Here is a 24,970-nt window from a genome sequence, read left to right as displayed (position 1 = left end):
GCACTAGACGCTCTAACGGAAGATACTCGACGGGAGACAAGAGACGCATAAAGCGCCTCTGCTCCCCATACAATTTTGCAGTCAATAATAGAAATTAAGGAGTATGAACGCAGATAGCAGAAGAGAGATCGTTCCTTGTCTCCCGCCTCCCGTCTAGCGCTCACCCAACGATATGAATGTACTCATCATTGGCAATGGCGGCCGCGAACATGCACTCGCTTGGAAGGTTGCCCAATCAGCTCAAGTCGAAACTGTTTTTGTAGCGCCCGGCAATGCCGGCACGGCTTTAGATAACAATATCGAAAACGTGGCAATTGCGATTAACGACTTTGCCGCACTTGCAGATTTTGCCGAAAGCAATCAGGTCGGTTTAACTATTGTTGGCCCCGAAGCTCCACTGGTAGAAGGCGTTGTCGATTTTTTCCAAGCCCGCAATTTACCCTGCTTCGGCCCTACTAAAGGTGCAGCGCAGCTTGAAGGCTCCAAGGCCTTCACAAAGGATTTCCTCGCTCGCCATAAAATACCCACGGGCAGCTACCAGAACTTCACTGAATTAGAGCCCGCACTGGCCTATTTACGTGAACAAGGTGCGCCAATTGTTGTGAAGGCCGACGGTCTCGCCGCAGGCAAAGGCGTTATCGTTGCCGAAACGCTAGCGCAGGCAGAAGACGCAGTGCGCGACATGCTGTCGGGCAACGCCTTTGGTGACGCCGGTTGCCGCGTTGTCATCGAAGAGTTTTTAGACGGTGAAGAAGCAAGCTTTATTGTCATGGTCGACGGTGAAAACATTCTGGCCATGGCCACCAGCCAAGATCACAAACGCGTTGGCGATGGTGACACAGGCCCGAATACCGGCGGCATGGGCGCTTACTCCCCGGCGCCCGTAGTCACCCCTGAAATTCACGCGCGCGTAATGAATGAAGTCATTATTCCCACCGTGCAGGGAATGGCCAGCGAAGGCAATCGTTACACCGGATTTTTATATGCCGGCTTAATGATTAATACCCAAGGCGAACCCAAGGTCATTGAATACAATTGCCGCTTTGGTGACCCAGAAACCCAGCCAATAATGCTGCGTTTAAAATCAGACTTAGCCGAGCTTTGCCTGGCCGCTATCGCTGGCAAACTCGACACCGTCAGCGCTGACTGGGATCCGCGGCCAGCCGTTGGCGTGGTATTAGCTGCTGGCGGTTACCCCGGCGACTACGCCAAGGGCGACGCTATCACCGGCATTCCGGCCGAAACAGCGAGTGGCAAAGTTTTCCATGCAGGTACTCGCTTGGCCGATGGCGCTTTAGTCACAAATGGTGGCCGCGTACTTTGTGCTACCGCAATGGGGAGCACCGTTGCCGAAGCCCAGCAGCTTGCCTACACTATCGCGAAGCAGATAAAGTGGCAGGATGCTTTCTATCGTACCGACATTGCCTACCGCGCTATCGACCGCAAGTAATTTTCGGTTGCTCCGCCCATTGCGCCACTTACTGGGGCTGCTATTGCTGTGCTTTAGCGTCACCAGTCAAGGGGCGGCGGTGCTCGTACTCGATGCCGAGCAAAACAATATAGACCTCGCCAAATACAGCGATATTCTGCTAGACCCCGACAATAATTACCGCATAGAAAATATAATCCAGCCTCCGCTTAGCACCCAGTTCCGACCGACTGAAGCTAGCGATCTCAAAGTGTCACCAACTACCGGTCGCCTTTGGCTTCGATTTACGCTCCGCAATAACAGCGACAAAACCCAACAACAACTACTTCAAATCAATCCTAGCAACGCCAATTACATTACGCTATACACCCCAAATTCGGTCGTTGCGCCCTTCCCAACCAAGCAGCTAATTCGAAGTGAGATTCTATTTGCACTACCCGTCGCCGCGCACAGTGACAGCAGCTATTACCTGCGTATTGCATCGCCAATTGGCCGCCGCGTATCACTCGAACTGCACAGCTACGCGAGTTTTCTCGCGGAGATCAGCAAACGCGAGTTTATAAACGCCGGTTTTTACGGCACCTTGATTTTGCTCCTATTATTTAATCTTGTTAGCGCCCTTGTGCATAAAGAACCACTGTTCGTATATCAGGGCCTCAATTGCGGCGTCATTGTTATTTGCCAACTCCTCGCATGGGGTTATATCGGTGAAGCACAAGGGCTGATGCCGCCGTGGCAAAATTCCAGTTTAGTAACCGCATTACTGCTGTTTTGTATTTTAGACTTGCTCTACGCACGGGGATTCCCGGTATACCTAAGTAGCCAACCCAGTCGCTGGCCACTGCTTATTCGTTTCGCATTAATTGTCGACATTATTGCTATAGCGATTGGCATCATTAGCAACGGCAGCAGCGCTGAAGTGCTTATTCACGCATTGCTACCGGCCAATGTCTTACTGTTATTCGTCATGGCATTCCACTGTTATGCAGTAAGCTATAGCCGCTTGGTTTTTTACTACCTCATTACTCGCACGGCGATGATTTTGCTGTATTTCGCCACAATATTGAGCTTCTTCCTCAATATTGTTCCCACGCCATTTATCAATACGGTCCTGATAGCACTGGCCACGGGCGCCGCTATCAGCCAAACAGCCTTACTCTTTGCCAGACATCATTTCCGGCGGCAAAAACAAGCTCAAGACGATCAGCGCATTACCATACTTGGCGAAGTCAATCGCGCAAAAACCGATATATTAGCGCGGATCACCCATGACATTCGCACCCCACTAAGCGCCATGATCGGGGTCACTGAACTACTCCACGACACCCGCTTAACTGCAAGCCAAGAGGACTACATTAGTACTCTGCAGCGCTCCAGCCACGAGTTACTGCAATTACTTGACGAGGCTAGCCAGGCTGTACGCTTTAGCGAAAGCGATGTTGAACTCAGCAACCAACTCATCAATTTGCCAGAGATTATCGATGAATCTCTGGCAGGGTTCCGCAATATTGCCGCGGAGCAAGCCATCGAGCTTATCTGTGACATCGACAGCAACGTCAACGAACAATTAATTGGCGATCCCTCCAGAATACGCCAACTGCTATCGCATGTTATGAACAGCGCGTTTGAGCATTACGAGTCTGGCTATATTTTATTAAAGGTCTACCCCTCAGAAACCAAAGCCGGACTTACGTTCTTTGATCTCAGCCATCACGGCAAGGCCTTCAGCGCCCAAGAGAAGCAAGCCCTTAGCCGCTACATTGGCCATGACAACAGCATCATCAATGCGCGATTCGCGATTGCCGCCCAATTAATCGGCCTAATGCGTGGCCAAGTGAATGTACGCACTTCGCCAAATGGTTCTCATATACTAAGCTTCTCGCTACTACTAGGTGTTCCTAAAACCCGCGAGCGCGACAGCAACAACGGCACCAAACTTCTCCAAGGTAAACGCTTGCTAGTCGTCGACAGCAATCAAACTTTTTGCAAAGTACTCAGCAAACAATGTAGCAACTGGGGAATGCAGGTTCTGACTGCAAATAGCGACAATGCTGCCGTCGCAATAGTACGCAATCAAATACTGCTTAATTCCCCAATCGAAATTCTATTGGTTGACCAAGCCCTCCCCGGCGGTGGTTTAAAATTAGCGCAACGTATCCGCGATGACAGTCAATCGGAAAATAAACAACCAATCAGCCTCATGCTGGCCCACGCCAACATTAGTTTTGAGCGCAGCGAACTGCAAAGCGCCGGTGTTCGTCGCGTCCTTAGCAAGCCATTAAGCAGTGTAGCCCTGCGCAGCGCGCTGTTAACCGAGTGCCATTTTGACGCCAGCATTAACAATCGATCACCCGACCAGTACAGCACTGAGGCACTCAATCTGTCGTCACTGCAATGCCTTATCGCCGAAGACAATCCTACTAATGCGCAAGTGCTAACTCGAATGCTAAGCAGTTTAGGCATAGAGGTAAATCACGTCGAGAATGGCCAGCAAGCACTCAACACCTTTATACGCAGCCGCTTTGATTTTGTCATTATGGATATAGAAATGCCCATAATGGACGGCGCCGAAGCCACCCGGCAAATTCGCCAATTTGAAGAAGAGGAAGGCCGCGAACGTACGCCCATTTTTGGGCTAACCGCCAACACCCTCGACGAACAGCGCGACAGCTACTTGCAGGCCGGAATGGACTTACACCTCGTCAAACCGATTCGCCTCTGGGAGCTAGCAGAGGCCATTAAACAGTGGACAGGTTATCAGCACCAAAAACCGCCCTCAGAGAATCAGGCGAGCACACCCCCAGAATAGCCAAGGTGGCGTATAATGCCCCCGGAGGATCTACTATGACCCGCGAATATTCCCTGCTCGACCGCGCTGTTATGAGCGCTGATCGCAGCTTAAAAACATTGCTTAAGGGCAGCGCCACCGCCAAGCGCAGCAACCCAAGCAACAAATTTAATGACAGGCACGATGCCGATCAGCAACGCCGTCATACCGCCGGTCTAATGCGGATTAATCATACCGGTGAAGTCTGTGCGCAAGCGCTTTACCAAGGGCAGGCGCTCACCGCCAAAAACCTCGAGGTTAAAGCGGCAATGGAATTGGCTGCAAATGAAGAAGTCGACCATCTCGCCTGGTGCGAACAACGCCTAGATGAACTCGGCAGCCATACCAGCCGGCTCAATCCGCTGTTTTATGCCGCCTCATTTGCCATTGGCGCGACAGCTGGCGCAATCAGCGACCGCATTAGTCTCGGTTTCGTCGCCGCAACAGAAGACCAAGTATGTGAACATCTGCGCGAGCATCTTGAAACACTGCCCCGTGACGATGCCAAATCGCGCGCGATCATAAGCCAAATGCTAGAAGATGAAGCCGCCCACGCCACCATGGCAATTGCCGCCGGCGGCCAGGTATTTCCGCAGCCGGTCAAAAAAGCGATGAGCCTAATGGCAAAGGTAATGACGGGCAGCACTTACTACGTGTGAAAGCGTTTTTCACCCTACCCCTCTCCAGTGAAGCTGCGCCTCATTTTGCTATACTCCGACCCTCTAGCCCAACACAGAATTAAACCACAATGAAAACCTACCTCGTCGGCGGCGCCGTGCGCGACAAGTTACTCAACTACCCCTACCACGAGCGGGACTGGGTGGTGGTCGGCGCACGTCCTCAGGACTTGCTCGATTTAGGTTATCAACAAGTGGGTAAAGACTTCCCTGTATTTCTACACCCCAAAACCAAAGAGGAATATGCCCTCGCCCGCACCGAGCGCAAAAGTGGCTCCGGCTATCATGGCTTTGTGTGCGACTTTAGCCCGGACATTACGCTTGAAGAGGATCTTAGCCGCCGCGATCTGACCATTAATGCCATTGCGCAGGATGAAGATAAAACAATTATCGACCCCTACCACGGCCGCAACGACCTCAATGCCAAAGTTCTACGCCATGTTTCACCGGCGTTTATTGAGGACCCACTGCGCATTCTACGGGTTGCACGATTTGCCGCCCGCTACGCGCACCTCGGCTTTACCGTAGCCGCGGAGACCATGGAATTAATGAGTAAAATGAGTCGCAATGGCGAACTGGAAACCATCGCACATGAACGAATATGGATAGAACTAAGCAAGGCCCTCGGCGAGCGTAATCCAGGCAGTTTTTTTAAAGTCTTGATAGACTGCGACGCCCTCGTCGCACTTTTCCCAGACTGGCTGCCAGCGCTGCCTCCCGAGATATTGAGCGCCATCGACGATGCCGCAGCTCAGGCGCTTTCATTAGATCAACGGTTTGCCATCTGCTGTAGTAATTTGTCTTCAGAAGGCAGCAAGCGACTATGCCAAAGCCTGCGCGCCAGCAATAGCGCGAGCTGGCTGGCGGAGCGCTGCGCAGCGAACACCCCACTCCCCGCATTACAAAAAGCGGAGGAGTGGTTAACACTGCTAGAGCAATTTGACTACGCGCGCAGACCAGAACAGTTAAACAATTTCATTGAAATAGCCAAGCTACTCAACCCGAGCGAGACAAGACTCATACTACTCGCAGACGCTGCAGAGAAATTAAGAGGGATTACTGCGGCAGCGTTAATGAGCCAAGGCTATAAAGGCGCCGAATTAGGCAAGGCTTTGCGCGCTAAACGCTTACAAAAAATAGCCACATTAATCGCTGCAAGCTAGAAAGCACTACAAAGGCCAGCGAAACGTCACCGGCCACAACTTTTGCTCACTAGCGTAGTTAGACCATAATTCGCGGTAACTTTTGCCGCTTAATGGGTGACAGTGATCTGGGGCTAGCTCACTCAACGGCCGCAACACAAAGGCGTTATAACTCACTTCATCTCGGGGCAAATCGATGCCATCGAAATTACCACAGAGATTATCGTAACTAAGAATATCGATATCCAAGGATCGGGGGCTGAACTTTGGCGCGCCCACTATTCGCCCAAGACGAATTTCAATATCACGCAGCAATTCCGCTAAGGGCGCGAGCGCCATATCGGTATCAAAACTCACTACCATATTTAAAAATAGACTGCCGCGGAAACCGACCGACTCACTTTCGTAAACCGGCGACAAACGCAGTGGCGAAAAGTGTTCTGCCAGCGCGTCTAGGCCCTTAACCATGTGTTGGTAGCGCTGAACATTACTACCCAAACCCAGAAATACCTCAGCCATCGGCAAGGTCAGCCGAGCTTGCCGATGGCGTACCACGCTCAATGATCACACCCACATCCTTAGCTTGGCGCATTGCACCGGGCTTGGTAATACTCAAGCGCAACCACGGTACATCGAATTCCGTCATGATCATTGCCGCGCAGCGCTCCGCGAGGGTTTCAATCAACAGCAATTCACTTGCGCTGACAAAGGCGTATAGCGCCTCAGTGACCGCCTTGTAATTCAAGGTTTTACTAATATCGTCATGTTCAGCCGCCGCGCGAATATCGGTACCCAACTCTACATTCAAAATCACCGTTTGCCGATGCGCGCGCTCCCAGTCGAAAATACCGATCACAGTATCGACCTTTAACTCACTTATAAAAACAATATCCATACTCATTCTCGCTAGATCTGGGCGCTATTGCGAATCAAAAATCAAACTGCATCTAATTCGGTCATTGGCCAACGGGGGCGAATAGTCACGCCGAGGTCTTCATTCTGGCCCGCGGCTAAACGGCAATGACCTGCATAAGCGATCATTGCGCCATTATCGGTACAGAACTCCGGACGGGGGTAATATACCCGACCGTTGGTTTTAGCCAATTTTGCCGCCAACCGCGACCGCAGTTCCGTATTGGCGCTAACGCCACCAGCAATGACCAAGGTATTGAGATTTTCTTGAACCAGCGCGCGATGACACTTTATTACCAAGGTATCAACAACCGCCTCTTGAAAGGCCGCAGCAATGTCGGCCTGATCCTGAGCATTGTAAGTGCCTGCCTCGCGGCTGGCCGTCACCGTATTCAAGGTAAAGGTTTTTAAACCGCTAAAGCTAAAATCCAAGCCGGGACGGTTAACCATCGGCCGCGGAAATTTGTAATGGCCAATGCGTCCACGCTCGGCCGCTTTGGCGACCTGCGGACCACCGGGATAGCCAAGCTCCAACATTTTGGCTGCCTTATCGAACGCTTCGCCAGCGGCATCATCCAAGGACTCCCCCAATAAGGTGTAGCAGCCAATACCATCGACTCTCACCAGCTGGGTATGACCACCTGACACTAATAACGCAATAAAAGGAAACGTCGGCGCGTCTACTTCCAACATCGGCGCAAGGAGATGACCTTCCATATGATGCACACCAATAGCCGGCACACCCCAGCCGTAGGCCATAGCGCGGCCAGCGCAGGCGCCAACCATTAGCGCACCTGCTAGCCCCGGCCCTTTAGTAAAAGCCACGCCATCAAGCTCTGAGCCGCGCATATCGGCTTTTGCAAGCACTTCGCTTACCAGCGGCAATAATTTACGCACGTGATCTCGCGAAGCCAACTCTGGCACCACACCGCCGTATTCCGCGTGCAAGGCGATTTGACTATATAGCGCTTCCGCCAGCAAACCCCGCTCGGTGTCATATATCGCCACCCCTGTTTCATCACAGGAGGTCTCTAGCCCCAAAACCCGCACAATAGCCGCTTCCCACGTTAAATAAGCGCGCATGATACTGACTTCATCTTATTCGCACCAGTTATCCGCGCAATGGCTTTGCATTTTGCAGCAACTGAGTATAGAATTCAGCGCCCTTGGAGTGCCGCTTTTAATTAATGCGGTATAGACAGCAAATTCTTGCACAAAAAAATCAGGACAGGTTTAACGGATGCCTTCAGTCAAACTCAAAGAAAACGAACCATTTGATATCGCCCTGCGCCGTTTCAAGCGCTCTTGCGAAAAAGCCGGCGTTTTAGCCGAGGTTCGCCGTCGCGAATTCTATGAAAAGCCCACCTCTGTGCGCAAGCGTCAAGCTGCTGCTGCAGTAAAGCGCCACGCGAAAAAAGTGTCTCGCGACACTAAAAAGCAGCAACGCCTCTACTAAGACAACGTCTAGTAGGGCTTTGCCCGCTAAGATCCAATCCTCTTAACAGGGAGTCTCTGCGCTTTATGGCAGATCAAACGCTGAAGCAAACGCTTAGTGACGCGATGAAAACCGCGATGCGAGCAAAAGATAAAGCGCGACTCTCTGCCGTGCGGCTCATTCTTGCCGACATTAAGCGCATTGAAGTTGACGAACGCATTGACGTTGATGATGCACGGGTTCTTGCCGTGCTAGACAAAATGCTTAAGCAACGCCGCGACTCGATCAGCCAGTACGACAGTGCTGGTCGTGTCGATCTCGCCGATCAAGAACGCTTTGAAATGGACGTTATTCAGTCTTTTCTGCCAACGCCACTGAGCGAAGCCGAATTAGATGCCCTGATTAGCGCCGCCATTAGCAGCACAGGCGCCGACTCCATTAAAAATATGGGACAGGTAGTCGCCATTCTCAAACCGCAGGTTCAAGGCCGCGCAGATATGGGTATGGTCAGCCAAAAGATCAAATCTCAGCTCCAGTAGCACTGGCAATTTGACACACTCTAGTCAATTATAGTCTGGCGTAGCCATAGCCGCTTACGCACTTCTACCTTCGCTTTTGGATACACTGACGTGGCTGCAAAAGGACGCATTCCGCAATCTTTCATCGACGAGCTACTGTCTCGGGTCGATATTGTTGACGTTATCAATCGCCGCGTCGCCCTCAAAAAAACTGGCAAAAACTATAGCGCCCGCTGCCCATTTCACGACGAGAAAACCCCATCGTTTAGCGTCAATCCAGACAAGCAGTTCTACTACTGCTTTGGCTGCGGCGCGGGCGGCAATGCCATCGGCTTTATTATGGATTATGACCGCCAGGACTTCCCCGGCGCAGTCGACAATCTATCAACCCTCGCAGGCCTCGAAGTACCCCGCGAAGAAATCAGCCCCCAACAACAAATAAAGCAAGAACGCCGCAAAACCATTTACGACCTAATGGAGAAAGTGGCCAGCTACTACCAAAAGCAACTCCGAGATCACCCGCAAGCCCAGCGCGCCGTCGACTATTTAAAGCAACGAGGCCTAAGTGGACGTATCGCGCGGGACTTCGACGTTGGCTTTGCGCCACCAGGCTGGGATAACCTGCTAAAAACCCTCGGCGACAGCGAGGAACACCGGCAGCAGCTTATTGACGGCGGCATGCTCATAGAAAAAGAAGACGGCAAACTCTACGACCGTTTTCGCGATCGCATCATGTTCCCTATTCGCGACAATCGCGGACGGGTTATTGCCTTTGGCGGCAGGGTGCTGGGCGACGACAAACCCAAATACCTCAACTCCCCAGAAACCGATATTTTTCACAAGGGCAAGGAGCTCTACGGCCTATATCAAGCTCGCCAAAACAACCGACACCTAGAGCAACTACTGATCGTCGAAGGTTATATGGATGTCGTGGCGCTGGCCCAGCATGGCATTATGACCGGCATCGCCACCCTGGGCACCGCTAGCAATACTGAACATCTACGCACCGCCTTCCGCTATGCCAGCGAACTCATCTTCTGTTTTGACGGCGACGCTGCCGGACGTAAAGCCGCCGAGCGAGCCCTGGAAAATGCCCTGCCGACAATGGAAGACGGTCGCCGTATTCGCTTCCTATTTCTGCCCGAAGGTGATGATCCAGACAGCGTCGTAAACCGTGATGGCGCCGCCGGCTTTCAAAAATTACTCGCCCAAGCGCAACCGCTGGAACGCTATTTTTTCGAGTCGCTACACAGCCAAACCGATCCCAGCACCCTGGAAGGCAAAGCCCGCCTGAGTAAACTGGCATTGCCGATGCTGCAATTATTGCCGTCCGGGGTTTTTCGCCAATTAATGCTCGACTCCTTGGCCGAGCGCACTGGCCTCAGTCGTCACGCCCTAGATCAGCTGCTGGACGAAACCCCAGCGGCACCGCAACCCGACGGCAGCCACGTCAGTACGCCACCACCCCAAGCGAATCCGCGCAGTAGCACCAAGAAACTCGTTGCCAATCTACCCAGCTCAAGCCGCGACCCCTTGCTGTTCGCGCTGGCAATGGTGCTTTTTAACCCGCGCGGCGCAGCCACGCATAATTTGGTGCTCGACGCCGGCGACACCTCTGCGGCCGGCGCATTGCTCTGCGCCATCTTGGAACTCATTAACAAACGCCCCAGCTCAAGCACCGCCATGCTACTGGGCCACTGGTACGGCCAAGCCGAGTACGACATTTTGATCGAGGCGCTTAAGACCATTGCCCTACTGGGCTCAGAGCTCGACGACGAAAAAGCCCAGCTCGCCTTTATGGACACCCTCAGCCATCTCGATACCCGTAAATCGCAGCTGCATCTGCGCAAGCAAATTGAACAATTGCGCGAGTCGGGTCACCTCGACAAAGCCGTCAGCGACAACTACGCTGAACTCAGTGACGAGCTCAAACAACAACTCTTGGCCATTCAGCAGCTGCTCAATCAGAAACATCAGCGTTAATACTTGGCCATTCCCTGAACATAGCCGGATTTTACTGGTCGTATAGGGTCTAAATAGAGTATAATTTGCGGCTAATTTTTCACCTGCACCTAGCGAGTAATTTGAAAGAATGAGTGACTCTAAGCATCAATCGCGACTCAAACAACTCATTGCCAAAGGCAAGGAGCAGGGTTATCTAACGTACTCTGAAGTCAACGACCACCTCCCAGAAGATATTTCTGATCCGGATCAGGTCGAAGAAATCATTCAGATGATCAATGACATGGGTATTCAGGTGTTTGAACACGCACCTGACGAAGATACCCTGATCATGGCGGGCAGCGATTCGCCGGATGATATCGCAGCAGCTGAAGCCGCTGCCGCCTTGGCCGCCGTAGAAACTGAAACGGGCCGCACCACTGACCCCGTTCGTATGTATATGCGTGAAATGGGTACAGTTGAACTGCTGACCCGCGAAGGCGAAATTGTTATCGCCAAGCGTATCGAGGAAGGCATTCGGGAAGTCATGGCAGCGCTAGCCTACTACCCCGGCGTCGTCACCGGTATTTTGGCTCAGTACGACAAAGTAGCCACTGAAGAACGCCGCCTTGGCGACATTATGAGCGGTTACTTGAATCCCGCTGAAAATGTGCAATCGCCTCAGCAGCAGGCTGCAGCCGCCGCGGAAGCCGCGGAAGCAAACAATACAACCGCCGACACCGAAGACGAAGACGAAGCTGTTTCTGGCCCCGATCCAGAAGAAGCGCGCATCCGTTTTTCTGCCCTGCAAGAGCAGTCAGACAAAGTAGAAGCGTCAATTGCTGAACATGGCCGCTACAGCAAGCAAACCGCAAAAGAATTGAATGAGCTTGGTGAGATTTTCAAATACTTTAAACTCACCCCTGCAATGTTCGATCCACTCATTGAAGAAGTTCGCACCACTCTGAGCTCAATACGCTCTATGGAACGCGAAATCATGAGTATTTGTGTCAAGAGTGTTGGCATAGATCGCAAAGAATTTATTCGCAGCTTTCAGGGCAATGAGGCCAATCTTAAGTGGGCCGACGAGCTACTTAAGAAACACCCCAAGCTAGCCGATTACAACGACGTTATTCGCCGTATCCAAAACAAGATTGCCTATATTGAAGAGCGTCAAGACCTGACTATTTCCGATATAAAAGAAATTAACCGCCGGGTATCCATCGGTGAGGCTCGCGCCCGCCGCGCCAAGAAAGAAATGGTAGAGGCCAACCTGCGCTTGGTTATTTCGATTGCCAAAAAATACACCAACCGTGGCTTGCAGTTCCTCGACTTAATTCAGGAAGGCAACATCGGCTTGATGAAGGCGGTAGATAAGTTTGAATACCGTCGTGGTTATAAATTCTCGACCTATGCCACCTGGTGGATTCGTCAGGCAATTACCCGCTCAATTGCCGACCAAGCGCGGACTATTCGTATTCCTGTGCACATGATCGAAACTATCAACAAGCTCAACCGTATTTCCCGGCAGATGCTTCAGGAGATGGGTCGCGAGCCAACGCCAGAAGAACTTGGCGAGCGCATGGAAATGCCAGAAGACAAGGTTCGCAAGGTACTGAAAATTGCCAAAGAACCCATTTCAATGGAAACCCCAATCGGCGATGACGAAGATTCGCACCTAGGTGACTTCATTGAAGACGGCACAATTTCCTCGCCGATAGAATCGGCAACAGGCGAAGGCCTGCGTGAAGCCACCAAAGACGTATTAGCGGGCCTGACCGCTCGTGAAGCAAAAGTGCTTAGAATGCGCTTTGGTATCGACATGAATACCGACCACACCTTGGAAGAAGTCGGCAAACAGTTTGACGTTACCCGCGAGCGAATTCGTCAAATTGAAGCCAAGGCCCTACGTAAACTGCGTCATCCGACTCGCTCGGACCACTTGCGCAGTTTCCTTGACGAGTAAGATCTGTTGTGGCCGACGCGATATTCGCGTCGGCCACAAACTCAATACCGAGTGATTTAAGTACCTCACACGGAAAACAGATTAATGTCAGCACGCCTCCCCTGCCTTACCCTACTTAGCGCCCTTTTCATTAGTGGCTGCCAGACGCCTACCGAGTACCAAAAACCAGACAGCGACACGCTATCTGCGGCCCTGCAGCAGATTGAAAATCAACAGTATCAATCGGCAAAAAAAACTTTTGAAGCTGCGCTGAACAGCGACAGCGAACTTGCCAGCCAACAAGCGTTAGCAGGCCTATGCTTACTGCATTTACAGAATCAGAACATCGAGTTGGCAACCAAGGCCCTGGATGCATTTTACCAGCGCGCCCTACGCAAACCACAAGGTAATACCAGTTTAAAACTACTCAGCCTCAGTTTAAAACTGAATCTAGAAAATAGCCTGCACCTCACCCTTGAGCGCGAAGCTAGAGTAGCTGCCGAAACAAAGCAGCAATCCTTATACAATGAAACCCAAGCACTGCAGCGCGCACTTCAAAAACTACGGCAGCTTAGCCTACAGTAAGCCCGCCGACGCTAAAATAACCGCGCTAACTCCGATTCAAATACGCCCCCAATTGAGCGCACAAGCTCTGAATATCGGACTCCGTCTGCGCCACCATGATCGGCACTTTGCGACCATAATCCTTGCGCAAGTAGGACAACAAATCCGCCACCGCCTCGGTGTCAGAATGCGGTCCAACCACAATCAATTGCCACGGCAAATCCTTCAATAAAGCCTTGGCATTAGCCACGTCTACACAGTGGTAAATCTTCCAATATTCCGCACCGGGAAGGCGTGAAATTGGTTTGGCCAGAGTGTCACCCTGCTCCAGTAGCAATAAATTTCCCACCGCGGTTGCCGGTAGCAGCTCATGTACCGCCGCCGTTAGCGTCGCACTATCAACCGGTTTTACTAAATATTCATTCGCGCCGAGCAGCAAACTGAGATCGCGCTCATTTAGCATCGACAGCATCAGCACAGGCACATCTGACAATGCCGGATCACTGCGTAAATTATGTAGGACTTGCCAGCCATCCATTCCGGGCATCATCACATCGAGCAATATCACATCTGGGCGTTGGCTTTGCGCCATACGCATCCCCTCTAAACCGGAATTAGCCAAATGCACCCGATACCCAGCCTTTATCAAGGTTCTGGCGCTCAACTCCAATGCCGCAGGATCATCGTCTATAACCAGGACGTCACCCATCGTCGCGCCGTCGAATTCGGTGGTTAAACCCAGTTCCTGCGCACCTAAAGGCAGTTTCAGCTCAAACACTGACCCCTTACCCGGCTCACTTTTAGCGGTAATTGCCCCGCCTAACAGCTCGGCAAATTTTCGCGATATTGTCAGCCCCAATCCAGAGCCACCATATTGTTTGGTTGTCGATAAATCGGCCTGAACAAAAGCGTCAAACACGCGTTCAAGTTGCTCTGCGCTCATACCAATACCATTGTCACGCACTTCAACCATAAGGTAAGAGCGACCATTAACAAGCTGCTCAGACACATCGAGATGAACCTCACCCTGACGGGTAAATTTGGCGGCGTTACTCAACAGATTTAAAATAATTTGGCGCAGGCGAGTCACATCTGTGCGAATCAGTTCACTTTGCAGCTCAAAATGACAATGCAGCGTGTTGCCATTCTTTGCCATTAGCGGCGCCATTGTCACCTCAACATCACGCAGAATGTCCTCCAGCGCGACATCTTCCCAATACACCGCCATTCGCCCAGATTCGATTTTGGAAATATCGAGAACATCATTTATCAAGGTCAGCAAATGCTTACCCGCGAGCTGAATTTTTGCCAAATCGGGACGAAGCTGCTCGACAGGCATTTCCGGCTCGTCCTCTATATCCTCAAGCAGCATTTCTGAATAACCAATAATTGCGTTCATTGGCGTACGCAATTCATGGCTCATATTCGCCATAAAACCGCTTTTCGCCTGATTCGCAGCGTCGGCGCGACGGCTCGCCTCCCTAACGCTCGCCATGGCTTCTCTCAGGTTTGCCGCCATATCATCAAATGACTTTGCCAGCTGACCAAATTCATCGTGCCCCATATCACCAATACTGTAATCGAGATTACCGCTGCCCCACTCCGACGTGCCCTTTTGCAGCTGCCGAATCGAGCGACGGGTGTAGCGAGTCATGTAATAGCCAAGAATAAACGTGGTGACCAAGGCCAGTAAAAACACCCCTAAGGCGACCTTGTTGGTCATACTGACCACATTGCGCAGGCCAACGTTAATCTCGTCTGAGCGGGTCAGCAAATACCATTCATTCGCACTTATTCTCCCGCTCAACGCCTCATATTCGCGTTGAGCCATGGCAGTATCCAGCTCATGACCAAGTTCAAGGAACTGCCGCCAGCGGCGCAAGAGTAGCTGCGCATCTAAATACTGATAACGCCCATCTTCCAAATACTCCTGCAAATCGCCGTTTAGCTCGATTTCTAACGCTAATAACGCATCAATGGTGCTAAGCAACTCCTCCTGCTCCGACTCAGTAATCCGGTTTTGCACACCCGAGTCCGACAAGGCATCAACCACCAAAATTTTGCGATGGGTACCGTACATACGTTGACTAAAATCATTGAGCTCAGACTGGGTCCGAATCACATGCTGCAATAGCCATACATTGCGCCGACGAGTGTCATTACCCCATACCTGAATAAGCACACTACTCAAAGACAACACTAAAATAGCGACAAAGGAAAAAGTCAGCCGACGCGTAAAACTCATTCCACCTGCCCTAATAAGCGCTGAATTTTGGTCAAAAGGCGCGGCAGATCAACTGGCTTAGTATCATAATCATCACAACCCGCTTGCAGCGCGCGCTGACGATCATCAGCCATGGCGTGGGCGGTCAGGGCAATAATCGGAATATCACGCAAGGCGCTATCTGCTTTCATTTCACTGGCGACTTGCCAGCCATCTTTTACCGGCAAGCTCATATCCAATAAAAGAATGTCCGGTGGATCAGCCCGACAAAGATCAATGCCCTGTTGGCCGTCAACGGCCAACACAACCTCATAACCCTTGCGCTGTAATCGTCGACTTAACATGTCGCGATTCATTTCATTGTCTTCAACCAGCAATACTTTTGGCATCTATCTCTCGCTTAAGCGCTATGTTTTGGTAATTTGCGAAACTCGTCTCGTAACGCTGCGGTAGCCGAGGTCACCGTTAAGATGTAGTCGTCGTCCTGCTTATCAGTGATTTTCGCGTAACAGCTCTCAACTAAGCCCTCAACGCGCACGTCTGCCAAAAGCGGCAACGGCTGTGTACTTTGCAAACGCAACTGCTCACCTGCCACTGCCACCAGCAAGCCCGCCAATTGAGTACTAGCGACTTGCTTATCGCTCATCAGGCTTAATCGTAATTCGACTGGCGGGGCAACGTTCTGCCACTGGGTTTGTACAGAATCCAGCAAGAGGTCATAGGGCAAACCGACACCAAGTATCTCAGCTAGCGCTAACGGCTCCGCCATACCTTTCAGATCAACAGCAACGCGCTTGCCCGTTAACACTTCCAGCGACGCCGCTGCCACGGTGGCGGGCGACGCCAATATCTGCCCACCAACAGTACAGGACTCAATACGGCCAGTAAGGTTCACATTATGACCAACCACACCGTATTTAGAGCGCAGTTCTGAGCCAATATTACCGGCCACCACGTCACCCGTATTCAAACCAATGCCAATCGCAATCTCAGGCAAGTTGTCGCGACGATTGCGGCTATTAACCTCTTTTATCGCCAACTGCATCGACAGTGCACAGGCCAGAGCGCGATCACAATCATCTTGATCTTTAACCGGCGCGCCAAAAATAGCCAAAATGCCATCACCAACAAATTCGTCGACCGTACCACGATAGCGCTGAATAATTTCCGTCATCACCCCTAGGTAATTGTTGAGTAATTGCACACACTGCTCAGGTGCCAGCTGCTCGCTAATCGCGGAGAAACCACGAATATCCGCCATTAGAATCGTTACGGTACGGCGCTCACCGCCCATGCTTAAGCCGTTATTGTCATCTAGCAGCCGCTGCACAATTTCATCCGACAAGTAGCGACCAAACACCTTACGAATGAAGCGCTGGCTCTTTTCTAGCTCAGCCAAATACTCGCGCTCTCGATCTTGCCAGCGTTTCGTTTCTAATAGCGCGCCGATTCGCGCCCGCAGCAAAGTGGCATTCACCGGTTTAAGTAAGTAGTCACTCGCGCCAGCGTCTATACAGCGCACTGCGCCCTCTTCATCTTGCATACCGCTAACAACGATCACCGGAATTCTGCGCAGCGCTTCATCACTACGAATCACCTGTAATACTTCATAGCCATTCATATCGGGCATCACCAGATCGAGTAAAACCAAATCTGGGCTGGCGCTGCGCATCACCTCTAAACAACGCGCGCCGCTGGCGGCTTCTATCACCATATGATCCTGTCGCTGCAGCTGATGGGCCAATAAATCGCGACTACTGTCGTTGTCATCCACAACCAAAATACTGCCCGTAAGATGGTCTCGATCATCGCGAATAATGCCCCGTTTAAAACTCTGGAACATCGCAGTGATCGGATCTGTTTTCGCGGACTCTGTTGGTTGCAGTGAAAAGCCGTCCAAACGCTCTTGAAAAAGCCGCGATTGGTGCCGAATTTGGCTCAAAAAAGCCTGGGCATCCGCTACCTCACAATCTTCGACTAGCATCTCGCTATAGCCATCGACCAAACCAATGGCATTGCGTAAATCATGGCGCAAGCGTGCTATTTCAGTTTGCGAGGTCACTGTCAGCGTTGACACAACCTGTAACACATCCAGCATTTCGGCCGCTGCTCGGGCAATGCGCTGGGCATCCGCAAACATCGCACCATCACCCGTAATTGCCGGCAATTCCAGCAAAGACTCGGTATACGCCGCTACCGACGCCAATGGCGCCTGCAAAGACTGACGCTTATCATCCAGATAAGCCTTAAAAATGCGCTCTTTATCGTCCAAAGTCATTTCCTTCAACGAGTCAGTGTCTGTGCAATTATTGCACTTATATCTTACTTAAGCACAAAAATAGCATGGCATCTCAAAGACTTCCGTCACACAAGTGCGAAAGGAAGCACTGGCCAACCGTGCTTCCGAGCATTATAATGCGCGCTGTTTTTCCGGTGGGCACGTCACGGCGTGATATCAGACCACCGTCGCTTAACTGCATGCATCGCCTGAATCTATGATTTAGCCTTGGTCATCAGTAACAAGCACAAGAAAAATGGGCCTTTAGCTCAGTTGGTTAGAGCATCCGACTCATAATCGGCAGGTCCCCAGTTCAAGTCTGGGAAGGCCCACCATTTTTCTTGCAATCGTCCGGCACATGTTCCTGAAAGCATAGATTGGCCGGAATGGCCAAACTATGGTTACTATAGAAGCATAGTTTGACCGCTATATGCGGAAACCGATGGCTCGACTCTACGGCTCCACCCCATTAAAGGGGATGGCACTCATCAAACCCCATTTATAATCCCGTCCCACCCGCGGTGGACCAGCACTCGTAATCGATAATTTTCAAAGCTCCTAAAACCATACGCCCACCATGAGATCATTTGATTCTCAAGCAGTGCAACTCTACGACGCATATTAAACCGTAAGTAAACCGAGTGGTGTTTAACGTTAATCGGCCCACGGTAAGCTTCTGAAATCAAAATCGGTATCCAAGCCCACTTTTATTACTTGGAAATAGGGAGAGATGTCGAAATCACGGGGTGCGAACAAGCTATGATGCCGAATATGCATCACTTCCTTTACACAGCCAGGACACAGCGGGGAATCAACCGATCGGCTCTCCATAATAGGCAAAACGGGATAGCGTATAAATTGAAATGCTTGGGCAATCAGTGTCGAACAAATAGCCCGAGAAGGATCACCAGAGCCTAGCGCAATCATTTGTCGCCGGTAGGCCTGAGGAACGGGCGGAGTGCTAATCAAGTAGCGCGCCAGATCCCACACATTACGCAGGTCGTATTGATGGCCTAGTTGTGCCATGGCATGGTCGATAACGCGATGGCAATCTAGCGAGGAAAGGCCAAGCGGACGACAGATACGCGTATTCATTCCCCCAAATTCCTCGATTCCAATCGTACGTACGCCAGCGAGAGTATCGGCTTCAATAAAATAGTGGTCAGTCGGCACAGCGTAACCGTGATCTGAGCCAATAAACAAAGCGGCGTGTGACCATGTCGATTGCGTAAGGTATTTAATTGCAGTACTGACCCGCCGATTACCCTCTACCAACAGGACATCACCTGGCTGCAATGTGGCAAGTAGTTGATCGGAGGACTGCGGGGGTATGATGCCGTGTTGGTGCACGCTATGGTTCAAGTAGCGAGCGAGTAGTTTCCCGAGTATCGACAAAAAATTATTCATGAAACTACCCCTTGGCTCCCGAAATATAGGCGGCCGTCAATGCGTGTATCGGCGTCTCGAACAAATTTCGGCATTGCCCAAATTCAACCAGCTTTCCAACCCGCTCAGTCATCCAGAAAAACCCAGCGTAATTTGCTAGGCGGCGAGCTTGCGCCAGATTGTGAGTGACTATCACCACGGTATAACGTCCTCTCAGACGTAAAATAAGCTCCTCTACTACACCGGACGCAATAGGGTCGAGAGCACTACAGGGCTCATCCATTAATAGAATTTCGGGTTCTAATACCAGAGCGCGGGCAATGCAGAGGCGTTGTTGTTGGCCGCCGGACAAGGCTAACGCTGGGGACGCCAATCTATCGTGAACTTCATCCCAAAGCCCCACGTCTTTCAGTGCCTGCTCGATCTTCACTTGGCGAGTCTTACGGTCTCGCACACCGTGCTCTTTCAGTGGTAACTCCAAGTTACGCCAAATGGATAAGGGAAAGGGATTAGGGTTCTGAAAAACCATACCAATACGGCGACGAAGTTTGAGTTTGTCAACTGGGTCACGTAACAAGTCTTGGTCATCGAACAGCAGCTGCCCGGTGACATGTGCATTCTCAGAGTGATCGGTAAGTAGGTTTAAGGTAGAGAGAAAGCTAGTTTTTCCGCAGCCGGACGGACCTATCAATGCGGTAATACAGCCTTTGTAAATATCGAGGGAGACATTAGATAGTACCTTTTTTCCGCCGTAGCTCACGGAAACATCTTTGACCTGTAGGTGAGCTTCGGGCACGCAGCAGGGCACCCCAAGCGCGACATCCCCCAGTGTATAAGGGCTTGGAATTTGTCGATTCATTAGCTAAGCAACCTCCGTTTGAACCAGCTGTCTACAAGACTTTGCGCCCAAGTATTGAGGGTAATAATAAGAACAACCAACACCAAAGCCGAGGCGTATGCCGCGCCATCACCGCCAGTGACATTCATAGATAAATCGTAGATATGCACAGCCAGCGCGCGGCCAGAATCTAAGAGTGAGCCAGGCATGCGATCAACGTAACCGCTGGTAAATAACAGTGCAGCAGTTTCTGCGGTAGCACGGCCAATACCGAGAATAAGGCCGGCCACTATCGCAGGGCGAGCTACCGGTAACAGAATGTGCGCGATAGCTGCACTTCGGCTCATTCCCAGCGCCAAAGCACCGCGCCGCCAATCATCATTGACAGCACGCAAACCGGACTCGCAGGTACGCACAAACACCGGCAGAATCATACAGGCTAAGGTTAGCCCACCTGCCAACAGCGAAAATCCTAGGCCGAGATAGATGCTGAAAAAAGCGTTACCAAATAAACCAAACACAATGGAGGGAACACCGGCGAGAATGTCCAGTGAAATGCCGATACCGTTAGCAAAATGACTATTTTGGTGGGCAAATTCCGACAGCCAAATAGCCACCCCTAGCCCCAAAGGTAGCGCTAGGCCTAAGGCAATTAGCAAGATCCACAAGGTGGATACGAGGATTGGACCAATGCCACCGCTACGCCCTGCATCTGCAGGCGCAGAGTACAAAAATTGCCATGAGAAATGTCTGCTACCTTCTATTACGACATCACCCAACACCCAAAATAATAGTGCCACCACCAATAACGCGCAGCCAAAAACAAGGTAAGAAAATAGACGATCAGCCATTGAGATTCGCCCCCTTGCTGGAGTTACTCATCCGGTGGGCCGTCCACGATAACAGCCAAACCAGTAACGTTAGCAGCAAGCCCGACGCGAACAAGCTAGCGCGGTGGTCTCCCATGGCATAGGCCATTTCCAATGCAATATTTGCGGTGAGAACACGTACCGGCTCAAACAGCCCTATTGGATTTTGTACCACGTTGCCGGCGACCATCATTACTGCCATGGTTTCGCCCAGTGCGCGCGCTGTGGCCAAGAGTACACCGCGGCTTATTCCGACTTTCGCCGCTGGAATTAGAACATTAATAATCCACGTCTTACGTCTAAGCCCCAATGCCATACTGCCAGTCACTAAGTCTTTGGAGACACTCGCCAATGCCGATGCGCTGGTAAGCGCAATCGTTGGTAGAATCATCAAGGACAGCACCAATATTGCAGCCAGAAGCGAAGCCCCCGGTGGTTGCCAACTTGTGATAAGTGGCACCAGCCGCGTTAAACCCCATAAGCCAAAAACCACCGAAGGGATTCCCGCTAGCAAATTGAGTAACAGGCGGAAACTCTGTGCAAACGGCGAGATCGCGTAAAACTGTAAGAAAATAGCACTCCCTAAACCGAGTGGTAGCGCTAGAGTGATGGCACCAACGGTCACCGCCAATGACGACAAAATCATCGGCGACATTCCAAAACGTCCTTCCAGCGGATACCAACCCTGAGGTTGGTAGAAATCATGCCATCCACCGTTACGCCACCAACTGATAAGAAACGGCCAGGATTCGTTCAGCAAAAATAGCATGATAAGCGCCAACAGCAAGGCAGTACCGCTAGTTAACAAAAGCAGCAGTGCATTAAGCCGCCGGTCGGCCCGACTGCTACTGGCCTTGAACATCATCGCTATCGATACCTCTCGACGTTATCATTCACGGTGCCACAAAAAATTGTGATTCGACCAAATCTTTGACGTGAGCTGATTGTGCATAGGCAATAAAATTCTTAGCCAACCCCGACGGCTCAGTTTTCAGCACCAGATTAAGTTGCCGCGACAATGGGTAATGCCCCTTCGCTACCGCCTCGACAGTGGCGGGATTACCTGCCATAGGGAGTAATTTTATCGCGGTGCCGCGGGCTACTTCATACTCGGCGGAACCGATTGATACATAGCCAATAGCGCCGGGGTTGCCCACGATCGTTTTGATACCCTGCTGATTGTCACCAATTATCACATGCGCTTTAATCTCACTATTTTTCAGAGAAAAGTGCTGAAGAAATAGCTCTAGGGTCGAGCGCCCCTCGGCTTTATTGATCACTGTGATTGGCTTATCCGGCCCGCCGAGCTGCTCCCAATTGCGAATATTACCAGTGTAAATCGCGATGATTTGCTGATCACTTAAGGCGGTAATAGTATTGCTTTTGTGGAGCACAACACCAATACCATCCATGGCGATCAGGAATGATTTTAGATCTTGTTCAGATTCCTTCAACGCACGCGATACCATACCAATATCAGCTAATCCCCCGCGAACATCATTGATACCGCGCGCCGATCCGCCCATTTGGACATCAATCCTTACCCGAGGATGTTGTGATTCATAACGCTTGGCAATTTCCGCTGCGAGCGGAGCAACCGTGCTTGACCCCGTTAATATCAATCGCTTATTTTCGGCGTGAGCGGCGGGCGTACTTACGACAGCACTTAATACAAAAATAAGACTTATAAGGGATTTAAGCATAACAATGTCCTGACGATTTTTTCGGCCCATTTATAGTAGTAACCGGCCTAAAACACTGGCAAAAAGTGACGGGAAATCGCATTTACATTACGCTCCAGTTAAGCGATGCAAGCTTGCCGTTAGCAACATGGGCTAGCCTCTGATGGCGATTTTGCTGAGTCAAATGGTATTGCCAAACCGCAGCCCTCAAATATACCGAAATGCCGCGTGAAGTCGCCGATAAAGGTGAAGTGTTCGGCAAACCGCGTGTGCTTAAGCATACGCCAAGTATTACCACATACTGGGAACACACGACCCAGCTCAAAAACATGATGTTTATCCAGAACAAAACGGTGAGGGCTGTTTGAAATACTGCCCTTGTAAATAACCGCTTGCCCGTAATCCTCACAGGCGCTCTCCAGTTCATTAAGTTTGAATAAACGGTATGTCGCTGAAAAAAACTGTAGATTGCCCGTTTTTCGAGCGAGCCCGGCGTCGGTAATATCGAGTGGGCGATCCTCCACTAGGCGGGGGTCAGCAAAACCGGCGAGAGTAGCAATACTTAGAAAATCATTCCAATATAGTGCGCCACCTAGGCACTCGCCGTACAACACCGAATCCTCTCGTATCGCAGCGGGAACCCGTCGATCAGCATAAACATCTGAGAAAAAGAACTCACCACCCGGCTTAAGTAGTCGGTGAATCCCTTCCAATACTGCGGACTTATCAGGCGATAAATTCACAACACAATTTGATACGATAATATCAAAGGATCCGGGCTCGAGATTTAATTCATCAAGCTTTTCAATATAGCCTTTAATAAAGCGAACATTATCAAAACCAAGGGTATCTGCATGCCAGTTTTGATGCGTTTTAGCTACCTCTAGTTGCTCGTCAGTCATGTCTACGCCGATCACTTCACCATCGGCGCCAACCAACTGAGCGAGAGCATAGACGTCGCGCCCAGAACCGCAACCTAGGTCTAGCACCCGAGCCCCCGATAGCAATGGCGGGCAAACCAGCCCACAGCCGTAATATCGAGACAGTACCTCAGGATGTATGCGCGACAGTAAGGGCTTAAGCCATTCGGGCATGCTGCTGACATCGCAACACGCCGTGGTTTTTAGGTCGGCCGAACTTTGTAATTGCTTACCGTAATATTCTTGAACAACGTCGTGCATAGCGATTATTCTCCAACTGAAAATTTCTAATAGGCATTCGCATGATTAGATGCGTGTTAGATATTAGTCGTTGGGCAAGCGCACTTTATTACACATTGAATAAGCAGATAGATTAGAGGGTGTATATCCTTAGCTACGATCGATATTAATGTTTAATATCTGGCCTCCAGCCCATGCCGGACTCTTCCATTAGTCGCTCGTATACGCCCTCAATGTTGAGCGGTAGCCATTCCTCGAATTGTTTGAAGTCGCTGTACTCACTTAACTTTATATTTTTCTGTAGCTCTTTTAGGCTGTTGCCCGCGTGAATGCCGTTAATAACAGCGCTATAGAGCGATTCAAGGTAGCGTAGGTATCGCTGAACATCAGCTTTATTACCAATGTCTGCATGTCCGCCGACGAAGACATCAAAGTCAAGTTCAAGAACTTCCGCAGTTGAGTTGATCATACCCTGTATGTCATAACTCCAAAGTTTCTGCCAAGGCATTCTCCCAACTACAATCCAATCCACAACAAAGACCAGCTTCTCCTGCTGAAACAACATGCTAATAGAGCCCCGTCCGTCATTGGGCCCGTGATACCTAAGTTCAACGGAGTGGCCATCCAATGAAATAACCATGCCGTCCTTAAACGTTACTGTTGGCTGAACCGTGTCGGCTTTAGTCCTCCTAATATCTTGCGCCGCTAACTCATGTGCAACAAATATGGTTCCTGGATCATTAAAAACATTTGCCCCGTAAATATGGTCACTGTGATTGTGACTATAAATTACATACTTCACTGGCAGATTAAAACGCTTTTTCAATTCTATCTTCAACCAATGCGCTGCAGGGGAATTAAGCGGATCTGTAAGTATTATCCCTTCACGAGTGACCAAAAAAACCGAGCGATGTCGATCGTCAACAAACCGATAAACATCACCTTTTATCTTCTCAATTTTATAATCATTATCTGCTTCTACTAAGCTTCCTAAAGCAAATTCGGCCATGAACAGTAGCAGACCTATTATTGCAATTTTACTTTTCATCACAATCCTATTAATAGTAAGTTTGATTGTAAAATTGGTACAGCAGGCTGAAATAATTTCCCGCTGTGCATCAGTCTTATCGCAACACATTAGCG

At 50.6% G+C, this 24,970-nt stretch carries 22 protein-coding genes and 1 tRNA gene; 10 read left to right on the top strand and 13 right to left on the bottom strand.

Annotation, left to right across the window (positions count from 1 at the left end; translation table 11 throughout):
• Positions 1–172 precede the first annotated feature (172 nt).
• The 4 genes from purD to ABD836_RS12720 all read left to right on the top strand — a co-directional run bounded on the left by purD (position 173) and on the right by ABD836_RS12720 (position 6,096).
• Positions 173–1,450 (top strand): phosphoribosylamine--glycine ligase, encoded by a 1,278-nt coding sequence (gene purD / locus ABD836_RS12735; protein WP_344936521.1) that lies wholly within the window; start codon positions 173–175, stop codon positions 1,448–1,450.
• The gene (locus tag ABD836_RS12730; protein WP_344936519.1) at positions 1,401–4,238 is read left to right on the top strand and encodes a response regulator; all 2,838 of its coding nucleotides are present in this window, start codon (positions 1,401–1,403) and stop codon (positions 4,236–4,238) included. Before purD ends, ABD836_RS12730 begins: the two co-directional genes overlap by 50 nt.
• 35 nt (positions 4,239–4,273) lie before the next feature.
• Positions 4,274–4,915 (top strand): 2-polyprenyl-3-methyl-6-methoxy-1,4-benzoquinone monooxygenase, encoded by a 642-nt coding sequence (coq7, locus tag ABD836_RS12725; protein ID WP_344936516.1) that lies wholly within the window; start codon positions 4,274–4,276, stop codon positions 4,913–4,915.
• Between the two features lie 89 nt (positions 4,916–5,004).
• Entirely contained in the window at positions 5,005–6,096 is a 1,092-nt protein-coding gene (locus ABD836_RS12720; RefSeq protein ID WP_344936514.1) for a tRNA nucleotidyltransferase/poly(A) polymerase-related protein, read from the top strand.
• 6 nt (positions 6,097–6,102) lie between these two features.
• On the opposite strand, the gene folK is transcribed toward ABD836_RS12720, so the two are convergent.
• From folK to tsaD, 3 genes are read right to left on the bottom strand one after another with little or no spacing between them, the layout of a single operon-like run.
• On the bottom strand, positions 6,103–6,630 hold the full coding sequence (gene folK / locus ABD836_RS12715) for a 2-amino-4-hydroxy-6-hydroxymethyldihydropteridine diphosphokinase (RefSeq protein WP_344936658.1): 528 nt from the start codon (positions 6,628–6,630) through the stop codon (positions 6,103–6,105).
• A complete protein-coding gene (gene folB / locus ABD836_RS12710; protein ID WP_344936512.1) occupies positions 6,587–6,970 on the bottom strand; it encodes a dihydroneopterin aldolase in 384 nt (127 codons plus the stop codon). Before folB ends, folK begins: the two co-directional genes overlap by 44 nt.
• Positions 6,971–7,011: 41 nt before the next feature.
• Positions 7,012–8,037 carry a tRNA (adenosine(37)-N6)-threonylcarbamoyltransferase complex transferase subunit TsaD gene (gene tsaD / locus ABD836_RS12705; RefSeq protein WP_344936656.1) on the bottom strand — a complete coding sequence of 342 codons (1,026 nt, stop codon included), beginning with the start codon at positions 8,035–8,037 and terminating at the stop codon, positions 7,012–7,014.
• Between the two features lie 190 nt (positions 8,038–8,227).
• On the opposite strand from tsaD, the gene rpsU reads away from it, so the two are divergent.
• The 5 genes from rpsU (at position 8,228) to ABD836_RS12680 (ending at position 13,411) form a co-directional block, all read left to right on the top strand.
• Positions 8,228–8,443, top strand: a complete 216-nt coding sequence (gene rpsU / locus ABD836_RS12700) for a 30S ribosomal protein S21 (RefSeq protein ID WP_008248432.1) — start codon at positions 8,228–8,230, stop codon at positions 8,441–8,443.
• Positions 8,444–8,508: 65 nt separating this feature from the next.
• Positions 8,509–8,961 carry a GatB/YqeY domain-containing protein gene (locus ABD836_RS12695; RefSeq protein ID WP_344936508.1) on the top strand — a complete coding sequence of 151 codons (453 nt, stop codon included), beginning with the start codon at positions 8,509–8,511 and terminating at the stop codon, positions 8,959–8,961.
• A 90-nt stretch (positions 8,962–9,051) separates the two neighbouring features.
• A complete protein-coding gene (dnaG, locus tag ABD836_RS12690) occupies positions 9,052–10,923 on the top strand; it encodes a DNA primase (protein WP_344936505.1) in 1,872 nt (623 codons plus the stop codon).
• A gap of 109 nt (positions 10,924–11,032) precedes the next feature.
• A complete protein-coding gene (gene rpoD, locus ABD836_RS12685; RefSeq protein ID WP_344936502.1) occupies positions 11,033–12,847 on the top strand; it encodes an RNA polymerase sigma factor RpoD in 1,815 nt (604 codons plus the stop codon).
• A gap of 84 nt (positions 12,848–12,931) precedes the next feature.
• The gene (locus ABD836_RS12680; protein WP_344936500.1) at positions 12,932–13,411 is read left to right on the top strand and encodes an outer membrane protein assembly factor BamD; all 480 of its coding nucleotides are present in this window, start codon (positions 12,932–12,934) and stop codon (positions 13,409–13,411) included.
• Between the two features lie 25 nt (positions 13,412–13,436).
• Here ABD836_RS12680 and ABD836_RS12675 read toward each other — a convergent pair whose 3' ends face one another.
• The 3 genes from ABD836_RS12675 to ABD836_RS12665 are packed head-to-tail and all read right to left on the bottom strand — an operon-like array spanning position 13,437 to position 17,886.
• Positions 13,437–15,635, bottom strand: coding sequence for an ATP-binding response regulator (locus ABD836_RS12675; RefSeq protein ID WP_344936498.1), 2,199 nt, complete (start codon positions 15,633–15,635; stop codon positions 13,437–13,439).
• A complete protein-coding gene (locus tag ABD836_RS12670; RefSeq protein ID WP_344936496.1) occupies positions 15,632–16,003 on the bottom strand; it encodes a response regulator in 372 nt (123 codons plus the stop codon). The genes ABD836_RS12675 and ABD836_RS12670 overlap by 4 nt, the downstream gene beginning before the upstream one ends.
• A gap of 11 nt (positions 16,004–16,014) precedes the next feature.
• On the bottom strand, positions 16,015–17,886 hold the full coding sequence (locus tag ABD836_RS12665) for an adenylate/guanylate cyclase domain-containing protein (protein ID WP_344936494.1): 1,872 nt from the start codon (positions 17,884–17,886) through the stop codon (positions 16,015–16,017).
• A 264-nt stretch (positions 17,887–18,150) separates the two neighbouring features.
• Between ABD836_RS12665 and ABD836_RS12660 the strand changes: the two genes are divergently transcribed.
• A tRNA-Ile gene (locus ABD836_RS12660) sits at positions 18,151–18,227 on the top strand.
• A gap of 319 nt (positions 18,228–18,546) precedes the next feature.
• On the opposite strand, the gene ABD836_RS12655 is transcribed toward ABD836_RS12660, so the two are convergent.
• The 7 genes from ABD836_RS12655 to ABD836_RS12625 form a co-directional block, all read right to left on the bottom strand.
• The gene (locus ABD836_RS12655) at positions 18,547–19,299 is read right to left on the bottom strand and encodes a YiiX/YebB-like N1pC/P60 family cysteine hydrolase (RefSeq protein WP_344936492.1); all 753 of its coding nucleotides are present in this window, start codon (positions 19,297–19,299) and stop codon (positions 18,547–18,549) included.
• 4 nt (positions 19,300–19,303) lie between these two features.
• On the bottom strand, positions 19,304–20,137 hold the full coding sequence (locus ABD836_RS12650) for a phosphate ABC transporter ATP-binding protein (RefSeq protein WP_344936489.1): 834 nt from the start codon (positions 20,135–20,137) through the stop codon (positions 19,304–19,306).
• Entirely contained in the window at positions 20,137–20,967 is an 831-nt protein-coding gene (gene pstA / locus ABD836_RS12645; RefSeq protein ID WP_344936486.1) for a phosphate ABC transporter permease PstA, read from the bottom strand. Before pstA ends, ABD836_RS12650 begins: the two co-directional genes overlap by 1 nt.
• On the bottom strand, positions 20,960–21,850 hold the full coding sequence (gene pstC / locus ABD836_RS12640; protein WP_344936483.1) for a phosphate ABC transporter permease subunit PstC: 891 nt from the start codon (positions 21,848–21,850) through the stop codon (positions 20,960–20,962). The genes pstA and pstC overlap by 8 nt, the downstream gene beginning before the upstream one ends.
• Before the next feature lie 28 nt (positions 21,851–21,878).
• Positions 21,879–22,688 (bottom strand): phosphate ABC transporter substrate-binding protein, encoded by an 810-nt coding sequence (locus ABD836_RS12635; RefSeq protein ID WP_344936480.1) that lies wholly within the window; start codon positions 22,686–22,688, stop codon positions 21,879–21,881.
• Between the two features lie 119 nt (positions 22,689–22,807).
• Entirely contained in the window at positions 22,808–23,848 is a 1,041-nt protein-coding gene (locus ABD836_RS12630; protein WP_344936477.1) for a methyltransferase domain-containing protein, read from the bottom strand.
• A gap of 145 nt (positions 23,849–23,993) precedes the next feature.
• Positions 23,994–24,875 (bottom strand): MBL fold metallo-hydrolase, encoded by an 882-nt coding sequence (locus ABD836_RS12625; protein WP_344936474.1) that lies wholly within the window; start codon positions 24,873–24,875, stop codon positions 23,994–23,996.
• Positions 24,876–24,970 lie beyond the last annotated feature (95 nt).

It is taken from the genome of Zhongshania borealis, assembly GCF_039539625.1.
GTDB classification, from domain to species: Bacteria; Pseudomonadota; Gammaproteobacteria; order Pseudomonadales; family Spongiibacteraceae; genus Spongiibacter; species Spongiibacter borealis.
The sequence above is the reverse complement of the archived record's forward strand: the minus strand, read 5'-3'. Positions and strand labels throughout refer to the sequence as shown.